At 44.2% G+C, this 14919-nt stretch carries 11 protein-coding genes; 5 read left to right on the forward strand and 6 right to left on the reverse strand.

The window, feature by feature from the left end:
• Nucleotides 1-10: 10 nt before the first annotated feature.
• Complete coding sequence (locus tag AK965_RS00190; RefSeq protein ID WP_099077703.1) at nt 11-3163, forward strand: glycosyl hydrolase family 18 protein; 3153 nt, start codon at nt 11-13, stop codon at nt 3161-3163.
• Between the two features lie 82 nt (nt 3164-3245).
• Here AK965_RS00190 and glgC read toward each other — a convergent pair whose 3' ends face one another.
• The 4 genes from glgC to AK965_RS00210 form a co-directional block, all read right to left on the reverse strand.
• Nucleotides 3246-4460 carry a glucose-1-phosphate adenylyltransferase gene (gene glgC / locus AK965_RS00195; protein WP_099077704.1) on the reverse strand — a complete coding sequence of 405 codons (1215 nt, stop codon included), beginning with the start codon at nt 4458-4460 and terminating at the stop codon, nt 3246-3248.
• Between the two features lie 371 nt (nt 4461-4831).
• The gene (locus tag AK965_RS00200) at nt 4832-6580 is read right to left on the reverse strand and encodes a formate--tetrahydrofolate ligase (protein ID WP_099077705.1); all 1749 of its coding nucleotides are present in this window, start codon (nt 6578-6580) and stop codon (nt 4832-4834) included.
• 237 nt (nt 6581-6817) lie between these two features.
• The gene (locus tag AK965_RS00205) at nt 6818-8122 is read right to left on the reverse strand and encodes an inosine/guanosine kinase (RefSeq protein ID WP_099077706.1); all 1305 of its coding nucleotides are present in this window, start codon (nt 8120-8122) and stop codon (nt 6818-6820) included.
• 130 nt (nt 8123-8252) lie between these two features.
• On the reverse strand, nt 8253-8726 hold the full coding sequence (locus AK965_RS00210; protein WP_099077707.1) for a CreA family protein: 474 nt from the start codon (nt 8724-8726) through the stop codon (nt 8253-8255).
• A 199-nt stretch (nt 8727-8925) separates the two neighbouring features.
• Here AK965_RS00210 and AK965_RS00215 point away from each other — a divergent pair, with 199 nt between their 5' ends.
• Both AK965_RS00215 and AK965_RS00225 read left to right on the forward strand, forming a co-directional pair.
• Entirely contained in the window at nt 8926-9435 is a 510-nt protein-coding gene (locus tag AK965_RS00215) for a flavodoxin (RefSeq protein WP_099077708.1), read from the forward strand.
• A gap of 1020 nt (nt 9436-10455) precedes the next feature.
• The gene (locus AK965_RS00225) at nt 10456-11124 is read left to right on the forward strand and encodes an HAD-IA family hydrolase (protein ID WP_099077710.1); all 669 of its coding nucleotides are present in this window, start codon (nt 10456-10458) and stop codon (nt 11122-11124) included.
• Nucleotides 11125-11148: 24 nt separating this feature from the next.
• Here AK965_RS00225 and AK965_RS20870 read toward each other — a convergent pair whose 3' ends face one another.
• Nucleotides 11149-11364, reverse strand: a complete 216-nt coding sequence (locus AK965_RS20870; RefSeq protein WP_099077920.1) for a hypothetical protein — start codon at nt 11362-11364, stop codon at nt 11149-11151.
• Between the two features lie 658 nt (nt 11365-12022).
• Here AK965_RS20870 and AK965_RS00240 point away from each other — a divergent pair.
• Together AK965_RS00240 and AK965_RS00245 are read left to right on the forward strand one after the other, a co-directional pair.
• The gene (locus AK965_RS00240) at nt 12023-12619 is read left to right on the forward strand and encodes an ACP phosphodiesterase (protein ID WP_099077711.1); all 597 of its coding nucleotides are present in this window, start codon (nt 12023-12025) and stop codon (nt 12617-12619) included.
• A 75-nt stretch (nt 12620-12694) separates the two neighbouring features.
• The gene (locus tag AK965_RS00245) at nt 12695-13948 is read left to right on the forward strand and encodes a DEAD/DEAH box helicase (RefSeq protein WP_172438023.1); all 1254 of its coding nucleotides are present in this window, start codon (nt 12695-12697) and stop codon (nt 13946-13948) included.
• 30 nt (nt 13949-13978) lie between these two features.
• Here the strand turns inward: AK965_RS00245 and AK965_RS00250 are convergent, their stop codons facing one another.
• Entirely contained in the window at nt 13979-14767 is a 789-nt protein-coding gene (locus AK965_RS00250; RefSeq protein WP_099077713.1) for an EAL domain-containing protein, read from the reverse strand.
• Nucleotides 14768-14919 lie beyond the last annotated feature (152 nt).

Below are 14919 nucleotides of genomic sequence, written 5' to 3' on the forward strand. Positions count from 1 at the left end.
GAAGAGCGCTATGCACCTTAGAAATGGGAAAGCAGCAAAGAATGTTTTTACATTCAGCACTTTGACTGCTTCTTACCTAATGGCATTCAACAGCTACGCAGCCGTTGACTGTACCCCTTTAGATACTTGGGATTCGTCAAAAGTTTATCATGGCGGCGATCAAGTTCAGTTTGAAAACAACGCATACCAAGCGCGTTACTGGACGCAAAACAACAACCCTTCACAATCTGGCGAATGGGGAGAGTGGAAAAAGCTTGGCGCTTGTGATGGTGGCGTCATTGATCCCCCATTAAATGAAATACCGACAGTCACTTTAACATCACCTTCTGCGTCGGCTTCTATCACGGCAGGTGACGTAGTAAACCTAGCAGCAGAGGCTACGGACACTGATGGTACAGTCAGTAAAGTTGAGTTCTTCGTTGACGGCGCTCTGGTTGGTACATCAACAGTAGCGCCTTTCACTGCATCATGGACGGCAACAGAGGGTAATCACGAGTTCTCAACTACAGCTTACGACGACAAGAATGCCGCGAGCACAGTCAGTGCAGTCACTCTTACTGTAAACGCAGGTCAACCGGGAAATGAAGCACCAACGGTAGACGTGGCACTATCAGCAACTTCTGTTGAACTTGGTGGTACGTTAACGGTTTCAGCTAACGCGGCTGACGCGGATGGCACGGTTGCTAAAGTTGAGTTCTTTGCGGCAGGTACGATTATTGGTACGGCAACCGCAGCGCCTTACGCTGTTGATTTCACTCCGGAACAAGCAGGCAGTGTATTTATATATGCTAAAGCGACAGACGACGCTGGCGCAACAACGGATTCTTCCCTTGTATCGCTATCAGTAAATGGTGGTGAAGTGACTTCAAACTGTCGTCCTGACGGCTTGTACCAAACGGCTGGTGTGGATGTTCCTTATTGTACAATTTACGACGAAGAAGGTCGTGAATTAATGGGCACCGATCACCCACGCCGTGTCATTGGTTACTTCACAAGCTGGCGTAGTGGTGATGATCCGCAAGCGACTTACCTCGTCAAAGATATTCCTTGGGAGCAATTAACGCATATTAATTATGCATTCGTGAGCATTGGCTCTGATGGTAAAGTGAACGTCGGTGATGTCAACGATCCAAGTAACCCAGCAACAGGTAAAACGTGGCCTGGTGTTGAAGTAGACCCGGCTCTAGGTTTCAAAGGTCACTTCGGTGCACTTGCCACTTATAAGCAAAAACATGACGTTAAAACGCTGATTTCTATCGGTGGTTGGGCGGAAACTGGTGGTCACTTCGGCGCAGACGGTAATCGTGTAGCGGATGGTGGTTTCTACACCATGACAACCAACGCAGACGGTTCAATCAACTACACAGGTATCGAGAAGTTTGCAACGTCTGCCGTAGAGATGATGCGTACCTACAAATTCGATGGTTTAGATATCGACTACGAATACCCCACGTCTATGGCTGGTGCGGGTAACCCATACGATAAAGACTTCATGGAACCACGTCGTCCGTACTTATGGGCATCTTACCAAGAGTTGATGAAGGTTCTGCGTGAGAAGCTAGATGTTGCCTCTAATCAAGACGGCATTCATTACATGCTGACGATTGCAGCGCCATCTTCAGGTTACCTGCTGCGTGGTATGGAAACCTTCGATGTTACCAAGTACCTAGACTACGTCAACATCATGTCTTACGACTTGCATGGTGCCTGGAACGATCACGTTGGTCACAACGCGGCACTGTTTGATACAGGTAAAGACTCTGAGCTTGCTCAATGGAACGTGTACGGTACGGCGGCATACGGTGGCATTGGCTATTTGAATACGGATTGGGCTTACCATTACTTCCGTGGCTCTATGCCTGCTGGTCGTATTAATATTGGTGTGCCTTACTACACCCGTGGTTGGCAAGGTGTAACAGGTGGTGATAATGGCTTATGGGGTCGCGCAGCACTGCCTAACCAATCTGAGTGTGCGCCGGGCACTGGTGAAGGTGAGAAGAACAACTGTGGTCACGGCGCTATCGGTATCGATAACATGTGGCATGATACTGACCCTAAAGGCAACGAAATGGGCGCAGGTTCAAACCCAATGTGGCACGCTAAGAACCTAGAGAAAGGTATCTGGGGTTCTTACGCAGAAGCATATGGACTGGATCCAGTGAACGATCCTGACGACAAATTCGTTGGCTCTTATACTCGTCACTACGATGATATTGCAGTTGCTCCATGGCTATGGAATGCGGAGAAGAGCGTGTTCCTGTCAACAGAAGATAAAGCGTCTGTTGAAGTGAAAGCGGACTACGTCATTGATAAAGAAATCGGCGGTATCATGTTCTGGGAACTAGCAGGTGACTATAGCTGTTACGTACTCGACGCGAACGGTAACCGTACGACGATTGATGCAACTGAACAGGCATGTGCGGCTGGTAATGGTGAGTACCACATGGGTAACACTATGACTAAAGCTATTTACGACAAGTTTAAGTCTGCAACGCCTTACGGCAACAAGATCGCAATAGGTACTATCCCGACAGAAGCAGTCGACATCGCAGTGAGTATTGGTGGCTTCAAAGTGGGTGACCAAAACTACCCAATTAATCCGAAGATCACGTTCACAAACAACACGGGTCAAGCGATTCCTGGCGGTACAGAGTTCCAGTTCGATATTCCTGTATCTGCACCGGATAACGCCAAAGATCAGTCTGGTGGTGGCCTCAGTGTGATTGCGTCTGGGCATACTCGTGCAAACAACATCGGTGGTTTGGACGGTGTAATGCACCGCGCATCCTTCTCTCTACCTGCATGGAAAGACCTGCCTGCGGGAGGGAGTTACGAGCTTGATATGGTTTACTACCTACCAATCTCTGGTCCTGCTAATTACACGGTGATTTCTGGTGGTAAAGAGTTTGCGTTCAAGTTTGAGCAACCAGAATTACCAATCGGTGAGCTAAACTCTGGCACTGGCGGTGCGGAACCTGGTACTTGTGACACGGCTGGACTGGTCACTTACCCAGACTTCCCTCAAACAGATTGGCAAGGTAACCCAAGCCACGCAAACCAAGGTGATAAAGTGATTCATAACGGTGTGGTATACAAGGCGAACTGGTGGACAGCATCGGAACCAGGTAGTGATGGTAGTTGGTCAACAGTGTGTAATATCTAATCCAAATTAAATGGAGATGAAAAAGCGCGCGATGTACATCGCGCGCTTTATTTTTGCTGCTTTAATTCAGGCATCTGAAGCGCTAAAACTCGTAGTCCTCTGGTATTACAACAATGCCTTTCTCGGAAACATGGAAGCGTTTAGCATCTTCAATTTTATTGATTCCAATTTGGGTATGAGGTGGTATCTTCACATGTTTGTCGATGATGCAGCTAACCAGCTGGCAACCTTCTCCGACTTCAACGTTGTCAAAGATAATGCTATCGACAATAGTAGCGCTGTCGTTGATACTAACATCTGAAAAAATCACAGAATGTTGCACAGAGCCTCCGGAGTTAATCACACCATTTGCAATAATGGAGTTAATAAAAATACCTTCATTCCCCGTAGCGGAAGAGACGGTACGTGCTGGTGGAAATTGTCCCTCGTAGGTACGAATTGCCCAGTTGGGCTGATAGAGATTCATTGGTGGGACTGGCTCTAGTAGATCCATATTCGCCTCGTAGAAAGAATCAAGAGTGCCCACATCACGCCAGTAGCAATCTTTGTCTACTCGACCTTTACTACCACAGAATTTGTAGGCGTAAACGGACTCGGTATCGATCAATTTCGGAATGATGTCTTTACCAAAGTCATGGCTTGAAGTTTCCAATTTGGCATCTTCTTCCAGTGCAACTTGCAGAACGTCCATATCGAAAATGTAGATTCCCATAGAAACAAGGCTTTTCGTTGAGTCCTCAGGGAGAGTTGGTGGTTGATCAGGTTTTTCTACAAAGGACTGGACCAGACCATCTTCATTGATCCCCATGACGCCGAAGGCGCAGGCCTCTTCTACAGGAACATCCATGCAGGCAACCGTGAGTTTTGCACCATTCTCTTTATGCTCTTCTAGCATGGCTGCATAATCCATTCGATAGATATGATCACCAGAAAGTACCACGACGTACTTCGCATCATTACGAGATAACAGCCACATATTGTGGTAGATCGCATCGGCCGTCCCTTCATACCATGCACCACCTTTGCGCATCTGCGGAGGTACGGCCGTGATGTATTCACCAAGTTCAGGGTTGAATATGGACCAACCGTCACGAAGGTGTTTTTGCAGTGAATGTGATTTGTACTGTGTCAGGACGAGAATCTTTCGTAAACCTGAATGAAGACAGTTAGTCAGTGTGAAGTCAATGATTCGGTACTTACCACCAAATGGTACGGCAGGCTTGGCTCTGTCATCAGTAAGGGGGCTTAGCCTAGAGCCCATTCCACCGGCCAAAATTACTGCGAGTGCATCTTGCATAAATCTTCCCTTTCCCTTGTATTATTTTCGAAACAGCATTAAACCCGGGGAGTGGGTTTATCCTAAATCTGCACGATGAATTGGTAATCGAATGTCCATTTCTTAAACTTTAGTTCAAGAATCGAGCCATAGAGTGTATTAAGCAAAATCAATGTGGTAGAGAGGGGACATCAGGCAATTGCACTAATTTAGGGGGTGACCACCTTGTCTTGCACTGTATTGGGGCGATAGTTGGTGAGGAAGTCTGTGTTATGACGATCAGTACCCAAGTGCCTTGATGAAGCCACTTGGGTACAAAGCTATCCTTTAGTATGAACTATTAAAAGGAGAATGAATGGAAGAAAGAAATACTAGTGATCTTCTCTGATAGATTATGACAAACCAACAATATTGCCATGCTCGTCTAGGTCAAGGTTCATAAATGCAGGTTTATCTGGAAGGCCTGGCATGGTCATCACGTTACCGGAAAGCGCATAAATAAAACCTGCACCAGCGCATAAGCGTAGCTCGCGGATAGGCACAGTAAACCCGCTTGGCGCACCTTTAATCGCAGAATCTGTGGTGATAGACAATGGTGTTTTGGCAATACACACGGCGAGATCATCAAAGCCTAGTTTTTCAAAATCTGCCAGTTGCTTTTTAGCCAACTCACTCATCTCAATGCTCGATGCACCATATCCTGCTTCACACACGGCCATCAATTTCTCTTTTAAAGATTGGTCTTTGGTGTAAAGAGGGCGAAACTCAGAAGGTTGCTCACAAGTCTCGATCACATGTTGTGCCAGTTCAATCGCGCCTTCACCACCTAGGCCGAACGCCGTACTTACTGCCACTTTAACACCAGGATTGAAGCTGTTGATTAGGGATGTTAGCTCCGCCAACTCATCTGCGGAATCTTGTGGAAACTGGTTGATCGCGACAACGGTAGGGATACCATACTTATGTACGTTATTGATGTGCCATTTAAGGTTTTCAAACCCAGCTTCTAACGCTGCAGGATCCGGATTGAATATGGTATCGGGAATGGCCATTCCCGGTCGCAAGTCGTAGTGACCCGAGTTCGCTTTTAAACCACGTAATGTTGCGACAATCACCACACAGTCAGGTGCACGGTTGGCTGCCGTCGCTTTAATGTTGCACGCTTTTTCAAAGCCCATGTCTGAACCAAAACCAGCCTCAGTGACAACGTAACTAGAAAGTTTAAGTGCAATCTGGTCTGCGATGATGGAAGAGTTGCCGTGAGCAATGTTGGCAAACGGACCTGCGTGAATAAGAGTAGGGACGCCTTCAAGTGTTTGCATCAAGGTTGGTGCAATCGTCTCTTTGAGTGTTACTGCCATTGCCCCAGCAACTTGCAGGTCTTCTGTTGTGACAGGTTTTCCATCTAGATCGTAAGAAACAACGATACGACCGATACGCTGGCGGAGATCTTTTAGGTCTTGCGACAGCGCAAGAATCGCCATTAGCTCTGAAGCCGCTGAGATATCGAAACCTTCTTCGCGCTCAAAACCATTGATGGTTTTGCCTTCTTCGTTCAGGCCAATCTTAACCATGCGCAGCGCACGGTCGTTATGGTCCATTACGCGTTTCCACGTAATGCGCTCAACGTCTATTTTTAGTGCGTTGAGCCCGGTACGCGCTTCAAATGCATCGTAGCCTTCACGTTGCTCGTGGTATAAGCGAGCATCAAGCGCTGCAGAGGCAAGGTTATGGGCGGCTGTGACAGCATGAATGTCACCAGTAAGATGAAGATTAAGTTCGTCCATTGGCGCAACTTGAGAGTAGCCACCGCCCGCAGCACCACCTTTCACACCAAATACCGGCCCCATGGATGGTTGACGGATACACGCCATCACTGATGGGGTGATTTTTGATAGGCCCTGCGCAAGACCGATGGTTGTTACGGTTTTTCCTTCACCCAAAGGGGTAGGTGTAATTGCAGTGACCAGCACCAATTTACCATCTTGGTTGGTATTTAAGCGTTCAAGACATTGGGGATGAACTTTAGCTTTGTGTTTTCCGTGTGTATCGAACTCGTGCGGCAAAAGACCAGCATTTGCAGCAACGGTCACAATAGAAGACAACGGTGTGTTTCGGCAAATTTCAATATCAGACTGCATGGATACTCCAAAAAAATGGCTAACACGTCGCTTTCAACATAAACAATCGAATAGACAGTATTGTTATTGCGCAAACGTTTGCGTGGGGATGATACTGGTAAAATAAAAGCTGTAAAGCAGTTCATGCGCGGTAGCGTGCTACATGATAACAAAAAACACTAAATACTGCGTTAGATCAAAACAAAAAGGCCACCAAATGGTGGCCTTTACCAATTTTTTGCTCTAAGCACTTAGTTTTTAGCGATCCCAGTAGGTCTCTTCTAGGCTATCTTCACGCTCTGGTAGCGCTCGAGATAGACGAGGAGAGTGCTGAGTAAGCACTTCGTAGCTTACGCGGTTTGCGTATTTACAAATCTGGGATAGAGAAGAGTAAGTTAGACAACGTACTTCATGTTTCTCAGAGTTTGGTACTTCCTTCTGGTGGAAAGAGTTTGCTGCCATATCGTGAAGAAGTGCAGACAGTGCTGCATCACCAGCACCATTTGTGTTTTTAATCTCAAGTGGACCGCCAAGGTATGGGCCGATGTGAGAATACACTTTCATTGGCTTCTTACAGTCTTCTTGACGCATCGCGCGACTAAACTCGAATTTGTTGAACTCTTTAATGGAGCCTTCAAGAATATCATGTGTCGTTTCGCGTTTTACTATCTCGTCGGTGTAGCCTGCCATGTATAGGCCATCAGGCCCAGCGGTACACAGTACAAGATCAACCCATTCTAGTGCTTTGTCGGCGGCAGTAAGAGGATCAGATTCACCGGTTAACGCCGCGCCTTCTTCTTCATTCATCGCGACAACAGACACGTTTTCACGGATGTATTCCTGCCACCACTCAGCATTACCTTCAATGACGTACTTTGTGCCAAGCGTCAGAACTACAGGAACGTCATGCTTCTTAGCGAAGTTGATTGCACGCTGAACCGCTTTTGGCATTGGATCTTCTTCTTTACCACGCATAAGGTAAGAAGAAACAACAAGAGCAGAGGCTTTTTTGAATACTTCTTCTGGAATGCTTTCAGGAAGCAGTTGGTTCATGTGACCTTCGTTAATCGCGAAAGTTCGTTCACCATCTTGAGTAATGAGTGTATAGCAACGACCAATCGGACCATCAACCGTTTGGAGGTGGTTTAGGTTCATACGAGAAGATGTGCGGCATAGGTAGCGGTATGCAAATGAACCAACTTGGATGTTCTTAGACATCACACCTAGAAGCACCGATTTGCTGTCTGCCAATACTGAGTAGTTGTGCAGCGTGTTACCAATCGTGTCACCAGGGTACTGATGGGTAATCAGGCCTTTTTCGACTAGCTCTTCGTATAGTGCATCCGCTTTGCTCTCTTCAAGAACGAGCGAGTGTCCTTTGCTTAGTTTGTATTTTTCTAAAAACGCATCGTCAACGCGTGCTTCGATATCTACGATGGTTTGACCAACACCAACAACCGTTGGACGGTACAATTTCGGAGTTGGTCGAATTTGGTTAACTAATGGATCTCGAGCGTGAGTTGGGAAGTAGTGTTTAGATTTACGCTGACCAGGAAACTTCATGCTTGTTCTTTAATGAGAAAAAAAAGAGACGAAATTATATCACAAAAAAATGAAATTCATTACCTAAATCACAAAGAAATTTGCCCGCTGAAAAATGCAGCGGGCTGATGTTATTACAAGCGATTTAGGATTACTTTTCCTGTGTTACAGCCGGTTCTACGTAAGCTTTAGTGCCCCATAGTGGAACCGTTGATAAGCTGTGCTTAAAGCTACCGTCGGTCTCTTTGGTTGTGTAAGACAAATACAGCAATGTTTGGCTCTCTGGATCAAAGATGCGTCTTACTTTCATTGTTTTGAAGAAGATGCTCTTTGATTTTTTAAACACCACTTCTCCTGATTTACTTTTGTCGATTTTGGCTATCATTTCTGGGGTAATATCACCGGTTTGACGGCAAGATATGGAGCTGTCACTTGGATCGGATAAGCTTAAATTCGCTTCGATAGAGGCGATATGGCAAGTAACACCAGTGACTTCCTCATCCTGTAGGTGGCCGATTTTAATATCTTTCATCGTGAACATACCTAGCGATACATCACCAACCTCGTTATCGCCACATCCCGCTAAGACGGTAACTAAACTTAAAGCAAGCAAGCGTTTTTTCATTTTATATCCTTAAAATCGGCAAGTTATTAGTTCAATTTATCAGACAGACGAACTGAAAACAAAATTTGGCGTTACCTCAGGAGTTTAGCTAGGTTTGTTAGAGGCTTCATGCTAATGTACCTCTCAATAACGGGTAGTGTAATCAAAGTCCCGTATTTACTCGCTGCAGGTTGATGAATGTGGCACTTAAGGTAACAAAATGAATGAACAACAGTTAGATATCATAAAACGAAAAAACGCATGGCTACATGATTTAGTCGAAGTGGAGTTTCCGACAAAAGAAAGTCTCGAAGGGCGTGAAATTTACTTCCAAACTCTTGAAACGCTAAGCCATGAGGTTATCGATAAATCACTGTTACTTACTAAAGATAATGTGCTGGAAGCAAAGGATATTTTCCTTGTCGATTTTCATAGGCTGACGGTGATGTTCTCTATCCTTCAGTCACAACGTTGGGACGAGCAGCGCGATCAAGAAATGATCATTGAGTATTTGACCCAGATAATTTTGGTTCCTGAGTTTGAGTTGTATGTCGGATTTAGTGATGGAGAGGCGGTCGGTGCGGCCATTGTGAGTCATCTGGAAGGGAACACCCTAATTTCGGATATTGCTGTTTCTCAACACTTAGACAAGCAGCAGTTTGCAGCAGATTTAGCTAAAAAACTCGATAGAGATAAAAAAATGTGTGAGACGATTGTGTTAGAACACTGATTTTTGTGGAGTTCTGTCCGGAATTCAACATTTCATCGACGCAACATTTCTCTTAAGCTGGGTAAAACACGATTAAGCGTTTTGAGCCTGTAATGGCGCTGTTGTTGTGCTTAGGGACGGCAGTAGTCAATGTTCACGACTCTGAAAGGGGAACTCAAACGAATACTGGTTCTATATGCCTATGAACCATCTTATCAATGGACCAATGTCATGTAAAAGGCTTCGAGCAAACCGATAACGAAGTCAAGCTGTTTATCGAATATCTAGATGCACAGCGAATCCACTCTGATGGCTATTTACCGTAAATAGCTCAGTACATGTTATTCAAATCTCAAGACTATATTTTTGATGGCATTATCATTTCAGACGATACGGCGCTACCATTTTTTCAGCGTTATCTACCTAATTTTCAACGTGTTGCTCAGTGGATTGCTGTAGGAATAAATGACGAACAAGCGTCGTTAGTCAATACGACACACAGGCACGGTATTGTATGAATGCGATCGTGTAGAGGAAAATATTAAACTGATTAATCTTCTACGACCAAGTATTAAAAATCAATATTATCTTGCCGTTCGAAGTATGACTTCCGAATTAATTCGCCAGCGCGTGACCGTAGAAATGGAGAAGTTTCCTCAAATTAATTTTGTCGAAATTCGGGATGAAAGTTTATCAGAAGCGGCAGAGCTTTTGTTACGTGGAAGGGGCCAACATTTGACCATGCCTTGTGTCAACTCGTGTTTGATTATTTAGAACGTTTCGTTTAGGAGCGTTATTTATATCCAGGTTGTGAAGACTAACGATAAGGTTATGTTGTTTTATATCGCATCTTTTTTGAGCTTGAGGGCGCTTTCGGTGATCTTGTGCGAAAAAAAGTGAATTGCTCTTTGTCATTTTTGAGAAATGCCAACTCTCTCGTTTAAAGCGACCTAAACTTTAATATCATGTTGAAATCTGAGCAGCAGGTGGAAAAGACCAAGATGATTGGTTGACACAAAAATTAAGGTTTGGGGGCATGCCATGGCTATTAACGAGATTAAATGCATCATATTTGACTGTGACGGAACATTGGTTGACAGTGAGCGTTTGTGTTGCCAGGCCTTAGTTAACGTATTCGGTCGGCACGGAACAGAAATGACCATCGATGACTGTATCGTCCATTTCAAAGGCGGTAAATTAGCAGATATCTTGATTGATGCTAAAAAGTTAATGGCAATGGATGTGTCAATCGATGTACTCGAGCCACAATATCGAGAAGAAGTGCAAAAGCTATTTGTGCGTCACTTGAAGCCAATGGAAGGCGTGAAAGAGTTGATCGATTTTCTCGACTCACACCATATTGAATACTGCGTAGCGTCGAATGGACCTAAAGATAAAGTTGAATATGCACTTGAATTAACGGGCTTACTTGATATTTTTAAAGGTAAGGTTTTTTCTGCGTTTGATGCAAACAGTTGGAAGCCTGAGCCGGATCTCATCATGTACAGTGCGATGAATATGGGCTTCCTGCCAAGTGATTGCTTATACGTTGATGATACACCAAAAGGCGTTGAAGCGGGCCTTAATGCAGGCATTAAGACGGTTCAGTTGTATAACGGTGTACTTATTAATCTTGTTGACGATGAACGAGTCATTCGTATTAACCACTTGCACGAACTAAAAGAGCAGCTGTTAGGCTGCTCGGTATAGCGATGCGCTAATTCTTAATCTCGTTTAATGGCACACGTTACTCAAACTATGAACATGTTTGAATTTAGTTTGTAGATAGGGGGTGTGATGTACACGTTGGATGGAAGAAAAGTGTTTTGTATGGAACCCACATGAAGCGCATGTGAATTTTTCGCCATTGGATGAGATCATATACTCATCACATTGACAGAGTGGGCATTGAAGGTCGTCAGTATTTTTTGTGTTGTTGTAATTATTCATATTATTCACTAGCAGCAAAATGGATTTGGCATCATCAAGAATAGCTGAAGGCTTACCTTTAAGACATTTTTTCATCAAATACAGAAAATTATTTCGATTCACTTCAAAATAAAATGTGCAAGCAGGGCAGCTCACATGATTGAGAACAGGTATCACATCAAAGGTGAGTTAATGTTACTAGCAACGAAAAGGGCCAGTGTGGCGTCTTTTCGTTGAGAGTGGATTGGACTAACGGTTTACCTTCGTGCCTGCCACTTGCTCACGTTGTGTAATAAAACGGTGGCAATTCGTCGTCAATACAATGCATTCGTTTACTTATGACTCCTGTTATAGCTTTTTAAATTTTTATTTCTCACTGTTATATATGTGTCATATAAAGGCTATAAAATAGGAGTTGCTGTCACTGAAAATTAGGAATTGTGGCAGTGAAGTGTGAAGCAGATTTGCTTCAGGAGATGTAAAATACAGCAGGTCACAATGAGCGATCAATACCAAAAGGATGAATGCCTAGAGATGCTTGATGCACTTGAGAACGGTATATCTTGTCGGATTACATTGGCTCAGAAGACGAATAAGTACAATTAGTACTCCCCCGTGTCACAACAGACGTTATACTAAGTTCATGTAAGACGAGCTAAATGACCACTCACAGCGTCTAATGAACTTTCTAGCCCACCTGCATATTGCAGATCACTGTAATAGCCATTTAATGGGAAACTTGCTTGGAGATTTCGTAAAGGGAGATCCAAGCAAGCAGTATCAAACTGAAATTTCCAATGGCATAAAACTTCATCGCTTTGTCGATCGTATTACCGATCAACACGCCATTGTCGAAGAGTGCAAACCACACTTTACTGGCGTTGCACGCCGCTTTGCTCCCATCGCCCTTGATATGTTTTGGGATCATTGCTTAGCAAAACACTGGAATGCATTCCATCCTGACTCGCTTGACGAGTTTGTCTATTTCGCTTTTCAAAACGTCAACGCTCAAGTGGTTGACACATTACCACCTCGTTTTTTGCTGCTTCACAGCCGTATGTGGAGGGAGGGATGGCTTCTATCGTATCGAGCACTTGAGAATATTGAGTTTGCTTTACATCGAATGTCTCAGAGAAGCCCTCGAATGGCGGATTTAACCACAACATTTGAAGTGCTAGAAAATGAATATATGAGTTTAGAGGCGAAGTTTCCGTCGCTTTATCAAGATGTTCTGAACCAAGCGTACGAATACCATCAACAACTGAACAAATCTTAGGTTGACGGTTTCTAAAAGTAGTATGACTAAGGTGGCTCTGGTAAACTCTGCGCTCCAAAATTTATGAGGTTTATCATGTCCGTTAATTTCGCTGATCTTGGCATTGATCAACAGTTGGTAGAAACCCTAAGTGGTTTGAATATTGTGTCGCCAACACCTGTACAGGAAAAGTCGATTCCGCATGTATTATCGGGAAAAGATCTACTTGCTGCTGCGCAAACGGGAACCGGTAAAACGGCGGCGTTTGGATTGCCTATTATTCAAGCGGTACAGCAAAAGAAACTTAACGGAACCCCACAAGCGTTGATACTGGTTCCGACTCGTGAACTTGCACAACAGGTGTTTGATAATCTAGCGCAATATGCAGCTAATACAGAGCTTCGCATCGTATCTGTGTATGGTGGTACAAGCATTGGTGTACAAAAGAAGAATCTGAGAGAAGGGGCGGATATCCTTATAGCGACCCCTGGTCGTTTGCTTGACCATTTGTTTAACGGCAATGTAAACATCTCAAAAACAGGCATTCTTGTTCTTGACGAAGCCGATCGAATGTTAGACATGGGTTTTTGGCCTGACTTACAGCGCATTCTTCGTCGCTTACCAGAAACCAAGCAGATCATGCTTTTCTCTGCGACGTTTGAAAAGCGCATCAAAACGATCGCGTACAAATTGATGGATTCTCCGGTAGAAGTAGAAGTCTCCCCGGCGAATACCACAGCTGAAACTGTGAAGCAAATGGTTTATCCAGTGGATAAGAAGCGCAAACGTGAATTACTTGCGTATTTGATTGGCTCTCGCAACTGGCAACAAGTGTTGGTATTCACTAAGACGAAACAAGGTAGTGATGAGCTTGCGAAAGAGTTAAAGCTTGACGGTATTAAAGCGGTATCAATAAACGGGGATAAATCTCAAGGTGCCCGTCAACGTGCACTGGATGAGTTCAAAGCGGGTAAAGTTCGTGCTTTGATTGCAACAGACGTCGCAGCGCGTGGTTTAGATATTCAAGAGTTAGAGCAGGTAGTCAACTTTGATATGCCATTCAAGGCGGAAGATTATGTTCATCGAATTGGCCGTACTGGACGTGCAGGTAAGTCAGGTTTAGCCATCTCATTGATGAGTCGTGATGAAGAGTACCTGTTGCACGCAATAGAAAACTTACTCGATCAGCGCCTGCCTCAAGAGTGGTTAGAAGGCTTTGAGCCGAGTTTGATCGAAGATATTGAGCCCGAACTCAATGGTTTAGGACAACGTAAGAGTCGCTCATCAGAAAAGCGTAAGCTAAAGGCGAAACTCGCGATTCACAAAAATCGTGGGAAAAAGCGCCGATAAAAAGGTGATGATGGCTATCAACAATGTTGATTAAGCCGTTTTTGCTTTTTGAAATGCTTCAAGTGCTTGCGGCATGGCTAATAAGTAGCCTTGATACATATCGAAACCGAGCTTTTTAACTAAATTTAGTTGATGTTCGGTTTCAATTCCTTCCATGACTGTTTTTGAGGAGGTTTCTTGAGCGAGAGCCAATGCTTCCATCAAGCAAGAAAGATCTCCGTTTTCGTATCTTAAAAGTAAGGAGCGATCGATCTTAATGATGTTCGGCTTCACCGATCTTACTCGCTCAATTGTTGAAGCATCAATGCCGTAGTCATCTATTGCCAGTAAGTAGCCATTGTTACTTAAGTCTCTGGTTGCTTTATACAGCAGTGTCTCATTACGGGCATCCAGCTCAACCAACTCAATCACGATCTGGTCCCTTCGTAAGTTAGCTTGAAAGATCGTACGATTGAGTAAGTTACGATAAGCGATATCTTGCGCTAGTAATTCTGCCGCTGTCGGCAATACATTGAGAAACAGCTTATTGTTATTGAATTTTGATTGACTGAAATTGTTTATGTGAATCAAACGGCTTAGACGTTCGACATTAATTTGGTCTTCGGCTGGAATGCAGTTGGACTGAAAAAATTGATCTGGTCTTATCAATAACCCATCTTGATTACTGATACGGACCAATGCTTCGAGTCCGACAATGGAAAGATCTTTATGATAGATAGGCTGGAAGACACTTCGCAATGTCAGATGCTTGTATTGTGCGATGTACTGTCCATCTACTTGCTTTAAAATGCAGTCAAGCAACTGCGAGATGCTCATCATTATTGTTACAACCTAGACTAATGCTATTCATTCGTTACTTTACTGATTGTTTGCAATTAGTTTTACGACGGAGTAGAAAATTTTCGCTGACGAATACACCAAAAGCAAGAGAGTTTGTGTTAGTTAAATAGAATAGTCGACCCATATCAAAC

It is taken from the genome of Vibrio sp. PID17_43 (genome assembly GCF_002608565.1).
Classification (GTDB): Bacteria; Pseudomonadota; Gammaproteobacteria; order Enterobacterales; family Vibrionaceae; genus Vibrio.

Bases quoted from the DNA above. Each gene is read 5' to 3' on its own strand.
- AK965_RS00190 (WP_099077703.1), top strand. From the start codon at position 11: ATGCACCTTAGAAATGGGAAAGCAGCAAAGAATGTTTTTACATTCAGC.
- glgC (WP_099077704.1), bottom strand. From the start codon at position 4,460: ATGCAAGATGCACTCGCAGTAATTTTGGCCGGTGGAATGGGCTCTAGG.
- AK965_RS00200 (WP_099077705.1), bottom strand. From the start codon at position 6,580: ATGCAGTCTGATATTGAAATTTGCCGAAACACACCGTTGTCTTCTATT.
- AK965_RS00205 (WP_099077706.1), bottom strand. From the start codon at position 8,122: ATGAAGTTTCCTGGTCAGCGTAAATCTAAACACTACTTCCCAACTCAC.
- AK965_RS00210 (WP_099077707.1), bottom strand. From the start codon at position 8,726: ATGAAAAAACGCTTGCTTGCTTTAAGTTTAGTTACCGTCTTAGCGGGA.
- AK965_RS00215 (WP_099077708.1), top strand. From the start codon at position 8,926: ATGAATGAACAACAGTTAGATATCATAAAACGAAAAAACGCATGGCTA.
- AK965_RS00225 (WP_099077710.1), top strand. From the start codon at position 10,456: ATGGCTATTAACGAGATTAAATGCATCATATTTGACTGTGACGGAACA.
- AK965_RS20870 (WP_099077920.1), bottom strand. From the start codon at position 11,364: ATGAATAATTACAACAACACAAAAAATACTGACGACCTTCAATGCCCA.
- AK965_RS00240 (WP_099077711.1), top strand. From the start codon at position 12,023: ATGAACTTTCTAGCCCACCTGCATATTGCAGATCACTGTAATAGCCAT.
- AK965_RS00245 (WP_172438023.1), top strand. From the start codon at position 12,695: ATGTCCGTTAATTTCGCTGATCTTGGCATTGATCAACAGTTGGTAGAA.
- AK965_RS00250 (WP_099077713.1), bottom strand. From the start codon at position 14,767: ATGATGAGCATCTCGCAGTTGCTTGACTGCATTTTAAAGCAAGTAGAT.